The organism is [Clostridium] celerecrescens 18A, from assembly GCF_002797975.1.
GTDB classification, from domain to species: Bacteria; Bacillota; Clostridia; order Lachnospirales; family Lachnospiraceae; genus Lacrimispora; species Lacrimispora celerecrescens.
The window spans coordinates 2859536-2883026 of the sequence record NZ_PGET01000001.1 but is presented as its reverse complement, the minus strand read 5'-3'; the positions used below and the strand labels follow the sequence as shown (position 1 = coordinate 2883026).

Below are 23491 nucleotides of genomic sequence, written 5' to 3'. Positions count from 1 at the left end.
CGAGCCTGACAGGAGGGAACTGCTATGTATAAAAAACAGGGGATAAGAGCCTTTATCTTTCTTTTGCCAAGTATGGCCGGACTTGTGCTGTTTAATCTGATTCCTATTTTTGCCTCGCTGCTGCTTAGTCTCACCGATTGGTCGGGGTTAAGCAGGGTAAGGCTGTTCCACGGTTTTTTTCAATTTGTCGGTGACAAGTTCGTGGGTTTTTCTAATTATTCCCAACTTGTCAAAGATCCTGAATTTTGGATGGTATTGAGGCATAACGCCTATTTTATTCTGCTTTACCTTCCGCTTGTACTGCTGTTTTCTTTCATGGTCGCCCTGATTATTCAGAGGAAGAGCCGCATGGCCGGTATTTACCGGATGCTTTATTACATACCGGTGCTGACCAGCTGGGTGGCGGGTGCCTTGATCTGGAAATGGATGTTAAGTCCGGAGTACGGGCCGATCAACAATGCCTTGTCAGCCATCGGTATTAAGGGGCCTTTGTGGCTCCAGAGCGAGAGCTGGGCAATGCCCTCCATCGTCCTGGCCAGTGTATGGAAGGACATGGGATTTTACGGAATGATTCTGCTTAGCGGCCTTTTGGCCATAAATCCAGAGTACTACGAGGCCGCCGAGATTGACGGGGCGGGATATTTTCAAAAGTTTAAAAGCATCACTCTGCCCCTGCTGTCCCCGATTTTGTTCTACGTCATTATGCTGTCCCTGATCAATGCCTTTCAGCTTTTTCCGCAGATCATGGTCATGACCAAGAACGGCGACGCAGGACCCAATGGAGCCACCATGGTCATGGTGGAGCGGATTTACAAATACGCCTTTAAATTTGGCCGAATGGGTTATGCGGCGGCCTGGTCCTGGGTGTTGTTTGTCATTATTTTTGGTTTTACCGTACTGCAAAACGTGCTGCAAAGAAAGTGGGTGTACTATGAGTCGTAAAGCGGCATCCGGAGTTTTATACCATTTGACGGCTGTTTTGCTGTCGGCCGTAACCTTGCTTCCGTTTTTCTGGATGCTGTCCACTTCTTTCAAGAACTACGGAGCAATCATGGCTCTGCCCATACAGTGGATACCCAAAAACCCGACCCTTAAGAATTTCTCAGATTTGTTCCGCAAAGAGGGAATGACCGTTTCCATGCTTAATTCTCTTGTGGTCTCTGTCAGTTCCGTAGCCGTGACGATCATCAGTTCCGCTATGGCCGCTTTTGCCTTTGCGAAACTGGATTTTAGGGGGAAAAACGTTATTTTTTTGGTTTACCTGGCCACCATGATGATTCCTTCCCAGGTGCTGTTCATCCCCCTTTACTTACTTATGGGAGAACTGAAGCTGGTGGATAGTCTGGGAGCTTTGGTGCTGCCCAGTATGTTCAAGGTGTTTGCGGTGTTTATGCTGCGACAGCGTATGATGACGATTCCTAATGTCTATATGGAAGCGCCCGCCATTGACGGCGCGGAAATCTTTACTGTCTTTGTACGGATCATATGTCCCATGTGCAAGTCCAGCCTTGCCACTTTGGCAATTATCTGCTTTATGGACGCATGGAATGACTATTTACTGCCGCTGGTCATGCTGACCACAAAGACAAAGTTTACCCTGCCCATTATTCTAAGCTCCTTAAACGGGCAGTACAAAAGTGAATACAACTTACTTATGGCGGGAGCGCTGGTTTCCATGCTCCCGATCCTGGTGGTATATGCTTTTGCACAGAAGTATTTTGCAGCAGGATTACAGGTAGGAGGTGTGAAAGGATGAAATGTCTACTTGCAGGTCAGGCTGTTTACGGATTTGGAGAACGGTTTGACGCATTGAATCAGGAGGGGCTGGTCCGCGAAAACCATGTATACGAAACCTTTACCAATCAGGGGGCTTCCACCTATTTGCCCATTCCCTTTGCATTGACAGACGGGGGAGGGGGCCTTTATGTGGACACAATGGAGAAGTTTACCGTATTCACGGAAAAGACCGCTGATGGGATCGTCTTTACGCTTCCGGACCAATACGATGTGCGGACATTTACGGGAAAGCCCCTGGAAGTTCTTAAAGAGTTTACAGCGCTTACGGGCCGGCCCAGAGTGCCGCCGGACTGGGCCTTTGGCCTTTGGATGTCTGCCAACCGATGGGATAGTCAGGCGGTGGTGGAAGAAGTGGTGGAGGAAGCTGTCAGGCAGGGGATGAAGCCTGCTGTGGTGGTAATCGAAGCCTGGAGCGATGAAGCTACCTTTTACCGCTTTGACAAGGAACGTTTTCCCAATCCGGAAGGGATGATCCGGGATCTTCACGAAAAAGGAATCCGCCTTATTCTCTGGCAGATACCGGTTTTGAAAAAGCTGGAGCCTTGGCGCGTCTGTCCGGAACATGAGGCGGACTGCGCAGAAGCGGTGCAAAAGGGCTATGTCGTTACCAATGCCGACGGATCCCCCTATCTGATTCCGGAGGGGCGCTGGTTCGGAGGTTCCATGATACCGGACTTCACCAACCCGGCTGCCTGTGACTGGTGGTTTGGGAAACGGCAATATCTGCTTGATATGGGAGTGGACGGCTTTAAGACCGACGGCGGTGAGTTTGTATACGACGACGGCGCCCGCTTTTTTGACGGACGGACCGGTGCCCAGATGAAAAATGGGTATGCCATGGTTTACACCAGAGCTTATACGGACTTTATAAAAGAAGACCGGATGCTTTTTTCAAGGGCCGGATATACGGGAGCTCAGACCACGCCTATGCACTGGGCCGGGGATCAGCAGTCCACTTGGGAAGAACTGCGCCATGTGGTGACGGCAGGTTTAAATGCCGGATTGTCGGGGCTGCCCTTCTGGGGCTTTGACCTGGCGGGCTTTGCCGGAAAAATGCCTTCCGCCGAATTGTATCTGCGATCCTTCTGCCTGGCCTGCTTTGCACCGGTCATGCAGTGGCACTCGGAGCCGGCTTCCGGCCAGTTTTCTGAGCTTCTGGCGGCTTCAGAAGAAGAAATCAACGACAGAAGTCCATGGAACATGGCTAAGGTGACAGGCAGACCGGAAATCATTGACATTTGCCGGAAATTTACAAAAGAAAGGGAGAGGCTGCTGCCTTATATTCTTAAGGAAGCAAGCGTAAGCGCAAATACGGGCCGCCCACTGATGGCCGCATTGGTGACTGACTGGCCGGAGGATAAGGAAGCATGCGCAGTGGACGACGAGTATATGTTCGGTTCGCAGCTTCTAGTGGCTCCGGTTTTAGAGGAAGGAGTGATAGGACGGCAGGTATATCTGCCAAAAGGAAATTGGAGCGATTATTGGACAGGAGAACAAACAGCGGGTCCATGCCGTTTGTACAAAGAATGCCGGGCGGGAGAACTTTTGGTCTGGCGACTGAACTAGTTTAACAAAAAGAAACCATTTCACAAGGAAATAATACTTATGAAAAATGGAGGGGACATATGAGAAAGAAGCTAATGGCCATTTTACTGAGCATATGCTGTATTTTGCTCAACGTTTCACCAGCCTTTGCGCTTGAAGGAACGTGGCACAATCCTTATGGATTAAATGATATTTATGAAATAGAACCTACCGAGCGTTCACCCAGAAATCCAATAGCAGGTCAGTCTGTGCGGATACACAGCACCACCTGGCCTGTGGAATCCGGCCAGACGGTTTGGATTTCCTACACCGTAAACGGTGTCAGGAAAGCGGACGTAGGCGCAGGCTGGTCCTATAACAGCGGGAACAATTCTTATTGGGAGGCGGATCTGGGCTCCTTTGCAAAAGGAGATACTGTGGAGTATACGGTACACGGGGATGTAAATGGCACGAACGCCAAAGCCATCGGTCCCTTTACCTTTCACGTGGCCGACTGGGAAAAAGTAAAGTCCGTATCTTTAAATAACTATAAAAATGGAACCGTCCTTTTTGATGTGACAGCGGATACGGGGAATTTCTCTCCAAAGCTGGCACTTAGCTTTACGGACGAGGAAACAGTGCGTTTCCAGCTTTCACCAAAAGGAAATGGGAAATTTGCTTCCGGGATTACCGGCTATACCGTGACGGAAAATGCCCAAAAGGTGGAGATAGATACCGGAAAACTGCGGGTTACCGTCACAAAGAACCCATATGCCTTAGAGGTGTACAGCTACGAACACAAAAGGGTTTTAACTTCGAACGGAGGAATGGGCAAAGAGATGTCCTGGCTGACCGATGGAAAGGACGTGATCGGGCAGTTCCGGGACGGGTATTTCTCCCCTTCGGATGAGCACTTCTATGGTTTCGGAGAGCACTATAATGGTGCTGAGAAACGGGGAGAGGTGGTTGAAACCTACATTTACAACCAATACCAGAACCAGGGCAGCAAAACCTATTTGTCGGTTCCCTTTTTCGTTACCAGCAAAGGTTACGGAATTTACTTAAATACCACCTGTTATTCCAGGTTCGATATGGCAGCATCCGATAAAGACCGGTATGTATTTGAAGCTGACACGGAACATGTGGATTCGCCCCTTTTGGATTACTACCTGATCAGCGCAAGTACGGCTGCGAAAGTGGTGGGCAAATACAACACAATTTCCGGTCTGCCCCAGGAACTGCCCAAGTGGGCCTTCGGACTTTGGATGTCAGCCAATGAATGGGATACCCAATCAGAAGCGCTGGAAGCCATGAACCAGTCTAAAAACAACGACATACCGGCTACGGTTTTAGTCCTGGAACAGTGGAGCGACGAAAACACCTTTTATGTCTGGAATGAAGCCACCTATACGCCCGTTTCAGGCTCGTCCGCTTTCCGCAATTCGGATTTTACCTACGGCTCTAAATGGCCCGATCCAAAGGCCATGTCAGATACTCTTCATGAAAATGGCATAAAACTGGTGCTGTGGCAGATACCTGTTTTAAAATACACGCCTTACTCCTATGCACAAAAGGACAATGACGAAGCCTATATGCTCCAGAAGGGATATGCCGTTTCCGACGGACATAATGGGCCCTACCGCATACCCGAATCAGGGTGGTTCGGAAACAGTCTGCTGTTGGATTTCACCAATCCCGAGGCAGTTGATTGGTGGATGAACAAGCGCTCCTACCTTTTTGATGACATTAAGATAGACGGTGTAAAAACAGACGGCGGGGAAATGGTTTGGCGTAAAGACACTTCCTTCCATAACGGCAGTACGGACCTTTCCATGCGTAATGCATACCCTAACGCCTACATAAAGGGTTATAACGACTTTGTGAAGAAAAAGACAGGGGAAGGAATTACCTTCAGCCGGTCGGGGACCGCAGGCGTTCAGACCACCGGAGCCTTTTGGGCAGGAGATCAGACCTCCAGCTTTTCCGCTTTCCGGGATGCTCTCAGTGCCGGTTTAAGCGCCGGTATATCAGGTGTACCTTACTGGAGCTGGGATTTGGCCGGTTTTACGGGGAATTTCCCCTCTGCCGAGCTTTATAAGCGCAGTACCCAAATGGCTGCTTTTGCCCCGATCATGCAGTTCCACTCCGAGAAGGCTAACCCTTCTCCCAGTGAGGAACGCTCCCCATGGAATGTTCAAAGCCGTACAGGTGACAGCAGCATCGTACCCATGTTCCGCAAATACACCAATACCCGCATGAACTTGCTGCCCTATATTTTCAGCGAGGCACAAACCAGTGCACAGGGCGGAACGCCCATGATGAGGGCCATGTTCTTAGATAATCCGGAGGATTCCAATACTTATGACTTGGAAGAACAGTATATGTTTGGGCGCAGTCTTTTGGTGGCCCCTGTTGTCCAGGAGGGACAGACAGTAAAGAGCGTATACCTGCCCGAAGGGGAATGGATCGATTTCTGGCACAACGCCCTTACCGCAGGCGGCATGGCGAAAGACTATTATACAGATATGAACTCTATCCCTGTTTACGTAAAGTCTGGCAGTATTCTGCCCCTTAACTTAAACAAAAATTATGAGATCGGCGGATCCATAGGCAATGATGTGGAGAAATACGAAAACCTCACGTTCCGTGTCTATCCTGAAGGGGAAAGTACCTATACCTTGTCTCACAGTGACCGGAGCACCATGACAGTCCGGGCAACCGAGAATTTTGCTGCAGGTACTGTAACCGTTCATCTGCCTGACTGCCAGATTCCAATCACCACGCAGGTCTTTGGAACCAGACCCGGCGGTGTAAAAGCAGACGGTCAGACATTACAGGAAGTGAAAACTCTGGATAGCTTTAGAAAGGCACAAAGTGCATTCTACTACAACGAAAATGAAAAACTGACCTATATCAAAACCCCGTCCGGTCCGGCTAAGAAGATCGAATTAAATGGCGTGAACAAAGCTCCTTACGAAGCCGAACATGCATCCCTTAATCAGGTTTCCACCAACACGGATTACAGCGGCTATTACGGGGAAGGCTTTGTGGACCAGTTTGCGGATAAGGGCGACTGGGTAGAATTTGAGGTGTATTCGAAAGAAAAACGCAAGGCTTCCCTGTCAGTCCGTTACTCTGCCGGAGTGACTGCCGGACAGCGATCCGTAAAGGTCAATGGGGGAAGCATCAGCGCTTTGGCCCTGCCGGTAACTTCCGGGTGGGGTGACTGGAATACCGCAGACATTCCTGTTAACTTAAACAGCGGCAGAAATACTGTCCGGATTTCCTATGAAAACGGGGATTTCGCCGGTATCAATCTGGACTGTATTCTGGTTAAATAAGGGGGAGCAGTATGAAACAAAGAAAACGTTTTCTATCATTAAGTTTAGTATTTACCTTATTGTTCACCGCTCTGTGGCCGGCCTTTGTGCCGGTCCCGGCCAGGGCGGCAGTATCTGCTTTAGGTGACGTAATTGGTACGCAGGTCAATGGAACCACACTGGTCCTCACTGTGGACAGCGGTTCCTCTCCTTCGGATAAATTAACGCTGGAAGTTTGTGACGAGGACATTCTGCGGGTGAATTACCAGCCTGATGGAGTTGTATCCAGTGAGCGGACCCCCATGATCGATCCAGGTCTGAAATGGGATGCAAGTACCGCCGTCATTAATACGGCTTCTGATCCCATAACCATAAAGACAGACGAAATGCAGGTTGAAATTAACAAAAAGCCCTGCCGGATGACGGTGAAGAAAGCCGATGGCACGACCTTGTTTTGGGAACCTCAAAGCGGTGGAGTTAACCACGATGGCGTTCGCTTTGTCCGCCAGGATTCCACGAACCTGTACGGAATCCACAGCTTTGACTGTTTTGATGAAAACGGCAATCTGCTTCGCAATGACAATACACAGGCGGCCAGGGCAGGCCAGCAGGGCAATTCAGGCGGTCCCTTCCTCTGGTCCACTGCAGGCTATGGTTTGCTGGTGGATTCAGACGGCGGCTACCCTTATACCAATTCCAGGGATAAGAAAATGGAATTTTACTATGGGGGAACTCCGGTGGAAGGCCGCAGGTATGAAAAAGACAATGTGGAATATTTTATTTTACTGGGAGAGCCAAAAGAGATTATGAAAGGCTATTCCAAAATCACCGGAACCTCTCCCATGCTTCCCAAGTGGGCACAGGGCTTTTCCAATTTTGAGTGGGGAATCAACGAACAGGAACTGATGGAAATGATTGATACCTACCGGGCAAAAAACATTCCCTTGGACAGCTATGCTTTTGACTACGACTGGAAGCTTTATGGACAGGACAACTATGGGGAATTTAAGTGGAATACGGGGAATTTCCCCTCTGCAGGAAGCGGTGCCTTAAAAAACACCATGGACGCAAAGGGCGTGAAAATGATCGGGATTACCAAGCCCCGGATTGTAACAAAGATTTCCGGCGGTACAACTACCGCACAGGGACAGGATGCAGCAAATAACGGATATTTCTATCCGGGCCACAATGAATATGTGGATTATTTCTATCCTGTCACGGTACGCAGCATTGACCCTTACAAATCCGGAGAGCGGGCCTGGTGGTGGAACCATTCCATTGATGCATTTACAAAGGGTATCGTGGGCTGGTGGAATGATGAAACAGATAAGGTTTCCTCTAATGGGGCTGAGTACTGGTTCGGGAACTATAATACCTTGCACCTTGCCCAGTCTATTTATGAGGGACAGCGGGACTATGCCAGGAATAATACCCGTGTGTGGCAGACGGGAAGAAACTACTATCCAGGTACCCAGCGCTTTGCCACCAGTATATGGTCAGGAGACGTTGCCACTCAGTTTTACAAGGGGGAGCGGGTTTCCTGGGCCGCCGGTTTAAATGAACAGAAGGCCGCCCTGCTTTCTACCGTAAACAACGGACAGCCGAAATGGGGGTCCGACGGAGGCGGCTTTAATCAAAATTCCGGAAACATTGAAAATCCAAGTCCAGAGCTTTACACCCGCTGGCTTCAATTTGAATCCGTTGTGCCTGTGTTCCGGGTGCACGGCAACTTAAACCAACAGCGCCAGCCCTGGTATTATGGCTATACGGCAGAGGAAAATGTAAAAGCAGCCATTCACTTGCGCTACTCCCTGCTGCCTTATTTCTATACCTATGAAAGAGAGGCTTACGAAAGCGGTCTGGGTCTGGTGCGTCCCCTGCTGTTTGATTATCCCCAGGATGATAAAGTAAAGGATTACTCCGACGCATGGATGCTGGGAGACTGGCTCCTTACGGCTCCGGTTACAGAACGCGGACAGTCCTGCAAGTGGATTTACCTCCCGGAGGGAAACTGGATTGACTACAACAGGGGGACTGCATATATGGGGGGACAATATATTCCCTACAGTCTGGATACCCAGTCCTGGTCCGACCTGCCGCTCTTTATAAAGGAAGGGGCCATTATCCCTTCACAGGATGTAGAGGACTACATAGGGCAGAAGGAAACGGAACGAATTTTCGTAGACATATTCCCTTCATCCCAGAAGACCGAGTTTCAGTATTATGACGATGACGGAATTACCTATGACTACGAAAACGGAACATATTTCTCTCAGACCATATCCGGTCAGAAAGGTTCCGGCCAGGTGAACGTCGGTATATCGGCCAAATCCGGAAGCTACAAAAACGGTGTGGATTACTATTACCTGGCTGTTCATGGCAGCGCCGCCGGACAGGTGACAAAAAATGCCGCCCAGTTACAGGAATACGCCGATTTAAATGCCCTTATAGCCGCAAATGGCGGGGGATTTGCAAACTCCAGGGACATTTACGGGGAAGTTACTTATATAAAAACCCAGGCGGGTTTGTCAAATGCTGATACACTGGTATTATCAGGTAATCCGGCTGTCACACATTCCGATCAAAAGTACGAAGCGGAATACGCCTCTCTTTCCGGTAAAACGGTGGCAGGCCAGCCACAGGTGGGCAGGGATCATACAGGATTTTCCGGTACCGGTTTTGTGAACGGTATGGAAACGGAGCAGGCGGCAGTGACTTTTTATGCCAAAACAGCAAATCCGGGAGATTATGAGGTGACCCTGCGTTGTTCCAACGGCGCGAAGGCCGCAAAAACCTTATCTGCATACGTCAACGGCGCATACTGCGGCCAGGCGGATATAGCTTCTAGCGGAAGCTGGGATTCCTGGGGAGATGTGAAGATACTCCTTCCTCTTACCGCAGGCAGTAACAGCATCACGTTCAAATATGATCCGAAGGCAGGGGATACAGGCTTTGTAAATATTGACTATCTGGCAGTTCCTTTCGAACCGGAACGGATGGTAATAGAAGCAGAAAACTCCCCGCTTTACGGGGCTGCTAAGTCAAACCAGGATCATTGGTTCTACAGCGGCAGCGGCTTTGTGGATTCCATGGTTTCACAGAATGCGGAAGTAGCCTTTGAGGTCGATATGGAACAAGGCGGAGCCTATACCGCAGATTTCCGCTACAGCAACGGAAATCAAAGCACGAAAGATTTAAATTTATACGTAAATGGAAGCTATGCAGGCAACCTTCAATTTCCCGCTTCAGGCGGAAACTGGAACATCTGGAAGACCGTGAGCACAAATGTGGCGCTTTCAAAGGGAAGAAACCGGATATCCCTTCGTTATGATGCAGGCAATTCCGGCAACGTCAACCTTGACAAATTGACCTTGTCTGCCGCCGCTTCCGGTACTTATCCGGAAAATCTTTTGGACAATGGAGATTTTGAGCGTTCCACTACCTTTCATTCAAATTGGACGGAGTGGCATCCAAACGGCCAGGTATTAGCTTACGGCATTGATTCCGGTTCCGGCACGAATCCACCGGAATCTCCGGTGGAAGGCGACAAACGGGCGTATTTTTACCATGCGGCTGCTTATGAGCAGAGTATTCATCAGGGGCTTAACGTGGAAAACGGAAGCTACCGGGTGGAAGCGTTTGTGAAGGTGTTAAATACTTCTCCGGGCGTCGGGCGCATGGAGATCACAAACTACGGTGGCAATGCGGTTTACGTGGATATGCCAAAGCCGGGGAGCGGGTGGCACAAAATAGAGGCAAGCAATGTTTTGGTCACAAATGGTACCATTGATGTTGGATTCTATTGTTCCTCCAGCGGCGGGACCTCGGTACATATTGATGATGTGAGATTGTATAAGAATTAACAATTTACCTGCGGCGGCACATGGAGAAGGTCTTGTGAAAAGTCTTCCGATGTGCCGTTGCATTTTGAACATGAATGGATTACAGAACATTTTGGAGGGTGAAATTGTCTCTTTTTTGTATGTATGCTTTATCAGCTGCCATCACTGCATGCAGGACTGTCAAAGAACACATTCAGGCTGGCTGCTATGATGAAGCAAAAGAGGAGTGGTGTAAAGCAGAGGCTGATTGGCATATGGGTATGCACATATTGTAACCTTACAGTAAAAGTTAATATTTTAAGATGAAGAAAAGCGAAGGAAAAATTTACCAAAATACAATTATGAAATTATCTAAATAATACAAAAATATATTAAAAACAAAAATATAATTGACAAATTATACAAAAATATGTTAAGTTACAATTGGTTAAAGTTAACTAAAGTTAAGGTTTTGGAGAAGAAGATGATGAAAAAACGTAAGGTTTCCATGCAAAATATTGCAGATGAACTGAAAATCAGTAAGGTAACGGTATCTAAAGCTCTGAATGATAAAGAAGGAGTGGGCGAGGAATTAAAGAATAAGATTAAAGAGGCTGCTGCCAGACAGGGTTATATTATGCCGGTCCAAGAGGAAACTGAACGAAAAAAGATTGGCATCATTATGAATAGCCGCTTTATCTCAGAAGGTGGCGGCGGGGCTATTTATATGCGCATGTATGAGAAAATTGTCAGGGAGCTTGGCCGCTATAACTATTCCGCCATGATGCTCACACCCAGCCCTGCGACTATTTGCGATGATATTTCTATGATGAAGAAAGAGAATCTTTTTAAGGGGATTCTCGTTTTGGGTCTTTTAGATCAAGAGGTACGTGAACAGGTTAAGGAAATTGATATTCCCAAGGTTTACGTGGATATTTATGACCGGACGCACCGTTCGGATTCGGTGGTGTCCGAGAATATTTACAGTATGTACGACATGACCCGGTATCTTATCCGGATGGGTCACAGAAAGATTGGATTTGTAGGAACCATTAATTCCACTACAAGTATTACCGACCGTTATCTTGGATTTTTGCGGGCTATGCTGGAAAAAAACATGCAGTTAAGAGACGATTGGGTTATTCCTGACCGGAGTCTGGAGGGAAAAGCTGTTGATATAGAGCTGCCAAAAGAGATGCCCACTGCTTTTATCTGTAACTGTGATGAAACCGCCTTTCGGCTGACACGAACTCTGAATAATCATGGGTATACAGTGCCGGATGATATTTCCATAGGCAGTTTTGATGATGATATTTATGCCAAGCTGACGGATCCCCAGCTTACTACCGTAGCAGTGAATGCTTCATTAATCGGAAAAGTATCTGTCAGGCAGATAATCGAAACCATTGAGAGACCTAATAAGAAACCCGAGACAAGACGGATTGAAGGCGAAATTATCTATCGGAATTCAGTGAAAAATCTGAATTTGGACGGTGAGGAAAGAATTGAAAAGAGGGATAGGGTTGAAAACATTAGATAGTTACACAAAGGCAAAAAAGAGAAAGGCTACAAAAGGTGACTGGGAACTTACCCTGATGGCGGTGCCCACAACCATTTGGTATATTTTATTTTGCTTTATGCCCATGTTTGGACTTATTATCGCTTTTAAGGATTATAAAATTCAGCCTGGGAAAGGTTTCATCTACAATGTTATCCATAGCGAATGGGCGGGCTTTAAGAACTTTGAGTTTCTGATTAAATCCAATGATTTGTATGTGATATTAAGAAACACGATTGTTTACAATCTTATTTTTATTGTTATGGGCACTGCACTTGCAGTGATACTTGCCATTATGATGAATATGCTCCATAGCAGAAAAAGATCCAAAGTCTATCAGACGCTGATGTTTTTCCCTTATTTTATGTCGTGGGTTGTTGCAGCATATTTTCTGGATGCGTTTTTAAATTATGACAACGGTCTGATGAATAATATGATGCGAGATGTAGGAAAGACGGCAAATCAGTGGTACATGAATAAAAATGTATGGCCATTTATTCTGGTTATTATGTATTTGTGGAAGAGTACAGGATATAACATGGTTATTTATTTGTCCAGTATCTCGGGAATTGACCAAACGCTCTATGAAGCGGCGGTGATTGATGGCGCGGGCAAATGGCAGCAGACCAGATATATTACGCTTCCCAGCCTGAAAAATGTAATTATTATGATGTTCATTTTGAATGTTGGCAAGATTTTCTATTCTGATTTCGGACTTTTTTACCAGTTGTCACAGGGGGCTAAGGGCTCGATTTTCAATTCGGTTGCCACCATTGACACCTATGTGTTTAATGCATTGAAGTCAGCGACTCCAATCGGGATGACATCGGCGGCATCCTTCTTCCAGTCGGTGGCATGTTGTATTACCATTCTGGTGGCAAATGCGATTGTGAAAAAGATTGATAACGAAAGTTCAATCATTTAGAAAGGAAAACTGAAATGAGAAAACGAGCAGTAAAAAATATGGATATGGCCGACAGCTCAACACTTAACCGCATATCACCCGCAATCAACATCAGCTTTAACGTCCTGTTCATTCTGTTTGCGTTGATTTGTATTATCCCGGTTGTTTTTGTGTTTATTATTTCTATCTCATCTGAGCAGTCTATAAAATTGAACGGATACCGCTTCTGGCCTCAAGAGTTTTCGTTGGAATCCTACCTCTTTTTGTGGAAGGAAGGAAAGATGATCATGAGGGCACTGGGCATATCGGCAGCAGTAACGGTGGCAGGAACAGCTTTTGGGGTTATTCTGACCACTCTTATGGGCTATGTTCTGTCAATCCGAAAATTTAAATTTAACTCATTTTTTACCATGGTGGTATTCATTCCCATGATTTTTAATGGTGGTATGATTTCCTCTTATGTAATCAACACCCAGTTTCTACATCTGAAAAATACACTGTGGGCGCTTATTCTGCCCCTGTGTGTCAGTTCGTTTCATGTAATTATCTGTAAAACATTTTTTAAGCTGAATATTCCGGAATCCATTGTAGAATCCGCCCAGATAGACGGAGCCAGTCATTTCACCATCTTTGCACGGATTGCATTCCCGCTGTCCAAGCCCATTGTTGCCACCATTGCATTGTTTTTGTCTTTCGCCTATTGGAATGACTGGTTTCAGTCTTCCCTGTACATAACAGATACCAAATTATTTTCCATCCAATCTTTACTGGATCATATTCAGAGAAATATGGAGATGATGGCAAAGAACCCTTCGTTAGGTGTGACTTTACAGCAGTATATGAATAACATGCCTAAAGAAGGGGCGAGAATGGCGATGGCGATTATAATTATTGTACCAATTGCCTGCACCTATCCGTTTTTCCAGAGATATTTTATTTCAGGACTTACGGTTGGGGCAGTGAAAGGATAGAATTTATTCAAAAAAAGAAGGGAGAGGTATTATGAAAAAGAAAAAAATATTGGGGCTTTTTACAGTATCGGTTTTGGGGATATCCATGCTGGCCGGATGCGGAGGAAACAGTGCGGTAATGAGTGGCAAAGAGACAAAAGTAACGGAAGCGAAAGAAGAAACTGCTGATGGCGAAGTAGTAACGATTAAATGGATTCAGGTTGGAAATGGAATGCCGGAAAATTATGACTCTTGGCTTCAACAGTTGAATCCTTACCTGGAAGAAAAAATCGGTGTAAATGTTGAGATGGAGATTGTTCCTTGGGGTGACTGGGATAAACGGCGAAGCGTAATCGTCAACTCGGGCGAAAAGTATGATATTCTTTTTACGGATATGAATCGTTATAATTCAGAGGTAAATACCGGAGCATTTCTGGATATTACAGATTTGCTGAAGGAAAAGACTCCTGACCTGTATCAAATGGTGCCGGAGGATTACTGGAAGGCCACCTCCATTGGCGGCAGGGTTTATGCAGTGCCAACCTACAAAGACAGCTCGTCTTCCCAGTATTTTATCTGGGATAAAGCCATTGCAGATAAATATAAGATTGATTTTGAACATGTAACAGATTATGAAAAGCTGTATGAAGCCTTAAAGGCGGTTAAGACAGGTGAGGGTTCAGCCCCCTATTATATGTCCAAGAACGGAGCAGAATTCCTTGCTACCAACTTCTTCGATCAGATAGGTGCAGGCCTTGTGCCTTTGGGTGTAAAGTACAATGATGAGACCAGGACGGTGGTAAATCCGCTGGAAGATGAAGCGGTGCTGAAAGACCTGGATATTATCCACAAGATGTACATAGAAGGCATCATCAATGGTGATGCGCCAAATGCGGATGATGCAAACAAATACAGAACATTTTTTACTGCTCAGGGCTGGAGCGGCGCTGCAAAGAACATATGGGGTCCTCAGAATGGTATTGATGACTGTGTGGCAGTCAAATTTGGCGAAACCGTTGTGTCCAACACCACTGTTAGAGGTTCATTAAACGGCATTTCTGCAGGTTGTGAACATCCGGAGAAAGCGCTGCAGCTTCTTAATCTTGTGAACACAGATCCAAAGGTAAGAAACTGGTTCTTCTATGGTGTGGAAGGTGAAAACTTTGTCTATGAAGGTGAAAAGATTAACAAACTGAATTCAAATTGGGGCATGGCCGGGTATACTCAGGGAACCTTCTTTATTGTGGGTCAGCTGGTTAGTGATGAATTTAACCAGTGGGATGAGGTAAAGGAATTAAATAGTGACGCGGCTCCTTCGGTTATGCTTGGATTTGATATGGATACCAGTGAGGTAAAAACAGAAATTGCAAATTGTACGGCAGTATATGAGAAATATAAGGCTGAACTCTGGACGGGTGCCAGGGAACCCCGTGAATTGGTAAAGACCATGAGGGAGGAGCTGAATAAAGCAGGATATGAAAAGATTCTTGCTACAGCCCAGGCACAGGTTAATGCTGCAAAATAAAGAGATGAAAGGGGCATGTGGAATATGCCCCTTTTGTAAAATGATAAAGCTGAGAGTGAGCGAAGACGCAGGGAGACATTATGTGGTTTATTGATAAACGGATTGAGGTTATTTGCAATCAGCTGAAAGAGCTGGCAATTGTAAAAAAAGAGCCTATCAAAGAGATTGAATATAAAAAAGGGAGATTTTTCTACCCGGAGGATGCAGAAGCAAGTGTGCAGCCATGGGAGAAATTTGACCAGCAGAAAATGAAATGGTATGGCCCCGACGCCCATTATTGGTTCAGGGCGAATTATCGGGTGGAAGATGAACAGGAAGGAAAGACTCTTCGGCTGGGGGTAAAAACCCAGGTTGACGAGTGGGATGATGGGAAAAACCCTCAGTTTTTGTTGTTTCTGAATAAAACAGCAATCCAAGGGCTGGATATGAATCACCGGGTGGTTCATCTTATCGATCATGCCATTCGGGGGGATAACTACATCTTTGATTTGCAGGCGTATACAGGGACACTTCATTCGGAATTTAACCTGTTTCTTGAGATGCAGCAGGTTGATTTGTTAATTGAACAGTTGTATTTTGATCTTTTAGTCCCGTTGCAGGCGTTTACCCGGATGGACAAGGATGACAAAATACGGCTCGACCTTGAGACGGTTTTAAACAACTCCATCAACCTGCTGGATTTAAGGACGCCTTATTCCGCGGAATTTTATACTTCTGTACACAAGGCAGTCAATTATATTGAACAGGCTCTGTATGTTAAGATGTCCGGTTATCATGATGTGATTGCAAGTTGCATCGGACATACCCATATAGACGTTGCCTGGTGGTGGACGGTGGAGCAGACCAGAGAAAAGGTGGCAAGGAGTTTTTCTACGGTACTTAAATTAATGGACGAATATCCAAACTATAAATTTATGTCCAGCCAGCCTCAGCTTTATGCGTTTTTAAAAGAGCGGTATCCGGATTTGTATGAAAAGGTGAAAGCCAAAGTCAGGGAGGGGCGCTGGGAAGTGGAGGGCGGCATGTGGGTGGAAGCCGACACAAATCTGACCTCCGGCGAATCTCTGGTCCGTCAGTTTCTGTACGGGAAGCGTTTCTTTCGGGAAGAGTTCGGCATTGAATGCCGGGAACTGTGGCTGCCGGATGTGTTTGGGTATTCCGGTTCCCTGCCTCAGATTATGAAGAAGAGCGGTATTGATTATTTTATGACCACGAAGCTTTCCTGGAATCAGGTGGATAAGGTTCCCAATGATACCTTTATGTGGAGAGGAATTGACGGAAGCGAGGTATTCACCCACCTCATTACAACCCTCGGTGTGGGCCAGAATGAAGACGATTTTTTTACTACCTACAATGGAATTTTGCATCCTGATGCCATTATGGGTGGGTGGAAACGTTATCAAAATAAGGAATTCAATCATGATATTCTAATTTCTTATGGCTACGGAGACGGAGGAGGAGGCCCCACAAGGGAAATGTTAGAAACCTCTAAGCGCATGGAAAAAGGAATCAAAGGAATTCCCAAAGTGGAACAGAAATTTACCAGACAGTACTTTGATGAGCTGTATGAGCGGGTAAAAGATAACTGCCGTCTGGAGACCTGGGAAGGAGAACTTTATTTTGAGTATCATCGGGGAACCTACACCTCCATGGCACGAAATAAGCGGGCTAACCGCAAAAGTGAAGTGATGATGATGGATGCTGAATTTTTCCTGACCTTATGCGCTCTGAAGGAGGGGAACTATCCGTCTGAAGCGCTGGATCAGTTGTGGATGACAATACTCCTAAATCAGTTCCATGATATTTTACCGGGAACTTCCATTAAGGAAGTGTACGAAGTAACCCGGAAAGAGTATGAGGAAATTAAGCAAATTGGTGGTCAGTTGATTCAGCAAAGCCTTGATTCTTTGTGCAGGCAAAAAGGTAAAATAACCGTGTTTAATACGCTGTCCTTTGAACGTAGTGATATAGTAAGTCTGCCCAAAGAGGTGACAGGAAGCCTTAAGGATGCAGGGGGACATACTTATCCCATTCAGGAAGGAGAAAGTACTAACTTCGTATATCTGGAGCGTCTTAGCTCAAAAGGGTATAACACCTATACGAATGAGCCGGAAAAAAGCGGGGACGTTACCGCTCGGATTTCCGGTGATGGTTCCCATTTTGAAACGCCATTTTACCGGGTGGAGATGGATCAGGCGGGAATGTTTACCTCCATTTATGACAAAGCTGCCGGGCGTGAGCTGGTCCAGGAGGGCAGGCGCGCAAATCAGTTCCGGATGTTTGAAGATAAGCCTATCTATTATGATAACTGGGATATTGACATATTCCATACGGAAAAAAGCTGGATTGCTGATGAGGCGGATGAGTTTGAATGGATGACCAACGGTCCGGTAAGCGCGGTGCTTAAGATAAAGAGAAAAATAAGCAATTCAATGATTGTACAAAAAATAAGCTTTTACAGACATGCAAAGCGTATAGACTTTGATACTTATGTGGACTGGAAGGACAGCCAGTGTCTGCTGAAGGCAGAGTTCTCTCTGGATATTCATTCAGATGAAGCGGCATTTGACATTCAGTTTGGAAATCTGAAGCGCAAGGTGCATCAAAACACAAGCTGGGATAAGGCGCGATTTGAAAGCTGCGGACATAAGTGGGTGGATTTATCAGAAGGCCATTATGGCGTCAGCGTATTAAATGACTGTAAATATGGACATTCGGTAAAGAATGGCTGTGTATCCCTGACGCTGATTAAATCCGGTATTGAGCCGAATAAGACCACCGATCAGGAGGAGCATTTCTTTACCTACTCACTCTATCCCCATGAGGGAAGCCTTTACGACGGAGATACCATTAGGGAGGGCTATAAACTGAATTATCCATCTCACGTTGTACTTGCTGGAGCACCAAAGGAACAGGACAGCTTTTTATGGACAGACCGGAAAAATGTGATTGTGGAGACAGTGAAAATGGCGGAAGATAAAAATGGAATCATTATCCGGCTGTACGAAAGCGAAAACACAAAATCTACGGCAACGCTTACCTTCGGCATGGATAACAGGTTGCTGATGGTGACCGAGTGCAATCTCATGGAGGAACCGGTTGAAGGTGAGGTAGAGAAAACAGAGGCTGGCTTTACCTTTACCATCAAGCCCTTTGAGGTTAAGACATACAGAGTGAATCTGGATAAGTGAGGAAGAAAACATGAACGAGTCCTTTCAAAATCAAAGCCTGGTGCCTATAAGGATGGGGAGGCAGTTTAGATGAATAAAATATTATTGAATCATGGGTGGAGACTGGATTATGAAGGAGAGACATTAAATACGCAGATTCCTTTTTCCCTCTATTACGATTTGCTGAACCATAAGCGTATGGATGATCCCTTTTACCGGGATAATGCAACCCTTCTGACAAGCTTGTCGGAAAAGGATTATACCTATCGGAATGACTTTTCATTTATAGAAGAAATCGACGAGAGAAAGCAGTACTTTTTACATTTCGACCGGGTAGACACCATCTCTAACGTTTACTTAAATGATATCCATGTAGGATATACCGACAATATGTTCTATACCTTTGAGTTTCCTGTGAATCACGCATTGAAAAAGGGAATGAACCATCTGCGGGTGGATTTTGAATCCCCCATTCATTACATGAATGAGCAAATTGCAAAAAATGGAAGAATCCCCTGCAACACCGATACTTTGGACGGATTTCCCTATCTGAGAAAATCCAGCTGCATGTCCGGATGGGACTGGGCGCCCCGCCTGCCAGACATGGGGATTTATAAGGAAGCATCTATTGTGGTGGTGGAAAAGGGGCGTCTATCCAATGTTCATATCCGCCAGCAGCATATGGATGGGCGGGTTACCTTTAAACTGTTTACCGAGCATGAAATCAATGAAGCGATGACCGGAGACGCAGAAAAGATAGAGACGATAGTAAGGATTACCGACCCTGAGGGCAGGCTGAATATCTATGAGAACAGCCCGGATAACATAGAAATTGAAAATCCCAAACTTTGGTGGCCCAACGGTCTTGGGGATCAGCCTCTTTACCAGGTGGAGGTTGAGTTTTATATTGGAGGAGAACTCCAGGATGTGTATAGCACTCGTATAGGTCTTCGCACCATGACTATGGCGGTTGAGAAGGATAAGTGGGGGGAGAGCTTCGCCCATGAAGTAAATGGAGTTAAGGTTTTTGCCATGGGGGCGGATTATATACCCGAAGACTGTCTGGTTCCCCGGGTAAACAGGGAGACAACAAAGAAATTGCTGACCCAGTGTATACGGGCCAACTACAATGCAGTCCGGGTATGGGGCGGCGGTTATTATCCGGATGATTACTTTTTTGATCTTTGTGATGAAATGGGACTGATCATTTGGCAGGATGGCATGTTCTGCTGCTCCACATATCTGCTGACTCCGGAATTTGAGGAGAATATTACAAAAGAACTGGTTCAAAATGTGAGAAGGCTGCGCCATCACGCCTGCCTGGGGCTCTGGAGCGGAAATAATGAGCTGGAAGAACTGATCCTTGCAGGAGAGTATGGAAGCTTTGAGGAAACTGTGTCTCTGCGCGCAGATTACATCAAGATATTTGAATATATCATTCCTAAAATCATTAAGCGCGAAGATCCGGATACCTTCTACTGGCCTTCAAGCCCTTCCTCAGGAGGCGGTTATGATTTTCCCAATGACCCTGATCGGGGAGATGCACATTACTGGGCGGTATGGCACGGTTTCAAGCCTTTTACGGAATACCGCAAACAGATGTTTCGCTATGCTTCGGAATTTGGCTTTGAAGCAATGCCGGCGTATAAGACCATTGAAAGCTTTACCAGCGAGGAGGACCGGAATTTGTTCTCTTATGTGATGGAGCGCCACCAAAGAAGCAATATGGGCTATGCCAAGATGATGAACTACATGTCTCAGACCTTTTTATATCCAACTGATTTAAAAACATTGGTTTATGCATCCCAGTTAATGCAGGGAGAAGCCATGAAGTATGCGGTGGAACATTGGCGGCGTCACCGGGGACGTTGTATGGGAGCTATTGTATGGCAGTTAAATGATTGCTGGCCGGTGACTTCCTGGTCATCCATAGATTATTTCGGACGCTGGAAAGCGCTTCATTATTATGAGAAAAGGTTTTTTGCTCCGATAATGATTTCTTGTGAAGAGGAGGGGCAGCTTTCCCAGAATCCCAATATTAATACACGTCCTTATCCATTAAAGAAAAGCTTTCGCTTAAATGTGGCCAATGAGACGCTGAATGAGCAGCTGGTGAAAGTGCGGTATTCTCTGCGCAATGCCAAATCAGAAATAATTGGAAAAGAAATGATCGTTGAAAGGAAGGTCTCTGCTATGAGCACCATATGGCTGGATAAGGTAGATTGTTCGGAGGCAAGTCTTTATGAGGATCATGTACACTTTGCCTGTGAACAGGACGATGTGGTGATTTCTGAGGGAACAGCCATTTTTACCATGCCCAAATTCTACCGCTACGAACAACCAGAGCTTTCATGTCGCATGGAGGGGGCAGACATCATCATTACGGCAGAGGCATATGCCAAATCGGTTGAGATTCTCAATGAGAATGAGGATCTGATTCTTACCGATAATTATTTTGATATGGAGGCAGGAGAAAAGCGGGTGAGCATTATCAGCGGTTCGCTTAAGGGACTGCGTCTGAGAAGTGTCTATGATATCCGGTAAATAACACTTGTTTAGGGAGTGCCTGGATTGCTTCGAATAAGAGAATAAAGATTGGGCCTGAGTAAAAATGATGATTAAAAAGGCAGAGCTGGATGAGACGTTTTTATAGCGTTTCATCCGGCTCTGCCTTTTGGCACCAAGTTCACCAGAGACTTTCGAAACCGATGATAATTTTGGCAATAAAAGGCATGATACACTATGTACATGGGAATAATACGTTCGTATGCGCCTAAGACCAATCCCAAACGATAGTCTTAAGAAATTATTAATGATTTATCATGGAAAAAATCAAAATAAACCCCATACAAAATGGTAAAATCATACATAACTGACGTACAGGGAAAGGAATTAAAATCTATGCAGGAAAAAATACTTGTCGTAGATGACGAGCACGAGATTACAGATTTGGTAGAACTCTATTTACAAAATGAAAATTATTCGGTATTTAAGTTTTATACTGCAAAAGAGGCTCTTGCTTGCATTGAGACTACAGAGCTTGATATTGCTATTTTGGACATCATGCTGCCGGATATGAGCGGTTTTGCACTCTGCCAGAAGATTAGGGAGATGCATGCCTACCCTATCATCATGCTGACAGCCAAGGACCAGGAGATTGATAAGATTACCGGGCTTACCCTGGGAGCCGATGATTATATTACAAAACCATTTCGTCCGTTGGAGCTGGTAGCGCGGGTAAAGGCTCAGCTTCGGCGCTATAAAAAGTATAATTCAGCTCAGGCAAATACAACCGAAGATAGTATTATCGTGCATTCCGGCTTGGTATTGAACAGCAGTACCCATGAATGCCTTTTGAATGAAAAACCACTGGACCTTACGCCCACCGAGTTTTACATTCTTCGTATTCTTTTAGAACGTAAAGGAAAAGTGGTCAGCGCGGAAGAACTTTTCCGCGAAATCTGGAAAGACGAGTATTATACGAAAAGCAATAACACCATTACCGTCCATATCCGCCATTTACGGGAAAAAATGGGGGATACTGTGGAGAATCCGCAATATATTAAGACAATCTGGGGAGTGGGGTATAAAATTGAACTATAATTTGCAGGAAGCATCTGGATACAGAAAATTCAGGCAAAAGATGCTTTGGCAGCTGATTATTATGGCTGTTATATCATTTTCAGTGATTGTAGTCATCTATATGATGGTTTGGAAAGGCAAAGTAGGCAACCTGCTGGTAAAATTTTTCCAAAGGGTCTTACACATGACGCAGGAAGAAGCATTTACCACCTATCACTATGTGTTCCGCTATAACTTTGGACTATTTTTCCTCGGTGCTGCGCTTATCGTATTTTTCTTGTTGCTGTTCATTTTTCTCCAGCGGTTCACCCGCTATTTTGATATAATCAATCGTGGGATTGATGCTCTTGTATCTGAACAGGATGAGTTCATTCAACTCGTTCCTGAAATGGCCGCCATTGAGGAGAAGCTGAACACTGTCCGCAAAACTTTGTCTGACCGTGCGGACCGTGCACAGGAAGCAGAGCAGAGGAAAAGCGACCTCATCATGTATCTGGCCCACGATATACGGACACCGCTCACTTCCGTGATTGGTTATCTAAGCCTGTTGGACGAGGCCCAGGACATGCCGTTGGAGCAGAGGGCAAAATATGTCCATATTACATTGGAGAAAGCATACCGGCTGGAAAATCTGGTAAATGAGTTCTTTGAGATCACCCGCTATAACTCGCAGCAGATCAAGCTTGAAAAACAAGTAGTTGATTTATACTATATGCTGATTCAAATGGCGGACGAATTTTATCCGGTTCTCACTCCTAAGGGAAATTCCATTGCGGTCCATGCGGATGAAAACCTGACCGCTTATGGAGATCCCACACAGTTGGCGCGTGTGTTCAATAACATTCTGAAAAACGCGGTGGCGTACAGCAATCCCAATTCGGAAATTTCCATTTCCGCCGGTGTAAGGAATCATCAGGTGGTGATTACGTTTCGAAATCAGGGAACCACAATCCCTGCGGAAGAGTTATCCTCTATTTTCGAGAAATTTTACCGACTGGACAAAGCGCGTGCCTCGAATACGGGTGGAGCTGGTTTGGGATTGGCTATTGCAAAGGAAATCATAACTATGCACGAGGGAACGATAATGGCGGACAGCAAAGACGGTATCACGGCCTTTACGGTATCTCTTCCGGTTCCGAATTAGTAAGATATCAATCGGATCTTAGGCTTTTCTTAGGAATTAAACAACTCCATATTAAAATACAGGAAGCTCCTGTTTGGTAAGATATTTACCAGCAGGAGCTTCTTGCATCTGATTCATTGAAAGGAAAGAACTTAATTATGATGGTAAATTGCAATAATAATTATAGCGGCTATGAAAGGAAAAGAGCATTGAAACA

13 protein-coding genes are annotated in these 23491 nt (G+C 45.7%); all 13 read left to right on the top strand.

Annotated features, from left to right (window positions below; genetic code table 11):
- Positions 1–24 precede the first annotated feature (24 nt).
- The 13 genes from H171_RS13270 to H171_RS13210 all read left to right on the top strand — a co-directional run bounded on the left by H171_RS13270 (position 25) and on the right by H171_RS13210 (position 23295).
- The gene (locus H171_RS13270) at positions 25–942 is read left to right on the top strand and encodes a carbohydrate ABC transporter permease (protein ID WP_100305579.1); all 918 of its coding nucleotides are present in this window, start codon (positions 25–27) and stop codon (positions 940–942) included.
- Positions 932–1756: a carbohydrate ABC transporter permease gene (locus H171_RS13265; RefSeq protein ID WP_166433620.1), complete on the top strand. Its 825-nt coding sequence runs from the start codon at positions 932–934 to the stop codon at positions 1754–1756. Before H171_RS13270 ends, H171_RS13265 begins: the two co-directional genes overlap by 11 nt.
- Positions 1753–3363 carry a glycoside hydrolase family 31 protein gene (locus H171_RS13260; protein WP_100305578.1) on the top strand — a complete coding sequence of 537 codons (1611 nt, stop codon included), beginning with the start codon at positions 1753–1755 and terminating at the stop codon, positions 3361–3363. The genes H171_RS13265 and H171_RS13260 overlap by 4 nt, the downstream gene beginning before the upstream one ends.
- A gap of 59 nt (positions 3364–3422) precedes the next feature.
- Positions 3423–6662 (top strand): TIM-barrel domain-containing protein, encoded by a 3240-nt coding sequence (locus H171_RS13255; RefSeq protein WP_242976957.1) that lies wholly within the window; start codon positions 3423–3425, stop codon positions 6660–6662.
- An 11-nt stretch (positions 6663–6673) separates the two neighbouring features.
- Positions 6674–10504, top strand: a complete 3831-nt coding sequence (locus tag H171_RS13250; protein WP_100305577.1) for a TIM-barrel domain-containing protein — start codon at positions 6674–6676, stop codon at positions 10502–10504.
- Positions 10505–10946: 442 nt separating this feature from the next.
- Positions 10947–12002, top strand: coding sequence for a LacI family DNA-binding transcriptional regulator (locus H171_RS13245; protein WP_100305576.1), 1056 nt, complete (start codon positions 10947–10949; stop codon positions 12000–12002).
- A gap of 55 nt (positions 12003–12057) precedes the next feature.
- Positions 12058–12945, top strand: a complete 888-nt coding sequence (locus tag H171_RS13240; protein WP_100307520.1) for an ABC transporter permease — start codon at positions 12058–12060, stop codon at positions 12943–12945.
- Positions 12946–12959: 14 nt separating this feature from the next.
- Positions 12960–13895, top strand: a complete 936-nt coding sequence (locus H171_RS13235; protein ID WP_100305575.1) for a carbohydrate ABC transporter permease — start codon at positions 12960–12962, stop codon at positions 13893–13895.
- A gap of 31 nt (positions 13896–13926) precedes the next feature.
- A complete protein-coding gene (locus H171_RS13230) occupies positions 13927–15399 on the top strand; it encodes an ABC transporter substrate-binding protein (protein WP_100305574.1) in 1473 nt (490 codons plus the stop codon).
- A gap of 80 nt (positions 15400–15479) precedes the next feature.
- Entirely contained in the window at positions 15480–18590 is a 3111-nt protein-coding gene (locus H171_RS13225) for an alpha-mannosidase (protein WP_100305573.1), read from the top strand.
- A 69-nt stretch (positions 18591–18659) separates the two neighbouring features.
- Positions 18660–21113, top strand: a complete 2454-nt coding sequence (locus H171_RS13220) for a glycoside hydrolase family 2 protein (RefSeq protein WP_100305572.1) — start codon at positions 18660–18662, stop codon at positions 21111–21113.
- 357 nt (positions 21114–21470) lie between these two features.
- The gene (vanR, locus tag H171_RS13215; protein WP_100305571.1) at positions 21471–22172 is read left to right on the top strand and encodes a VanR-ABDEGLN family response regulator transcription factor; all 702 of its coding nucleotides are present in this window, start codon (positions 21471–21473) and stop codon (positions 22170–22172) included.
- Between the two features lie 40 nt (positions 22173–22212).
- Positions 22213–23295 (top strand): sensor histidine kinase, encoded by a 1083-nt coding sequence (locus tag H171_RS13210; RefSeq protein WP_408645666.1) that lies wholly within the window; start codon positions 22213–22215, stop codon positions 23293–23295.
- Positions 23296–23491 lie beyond the last annotated feature (196 nt).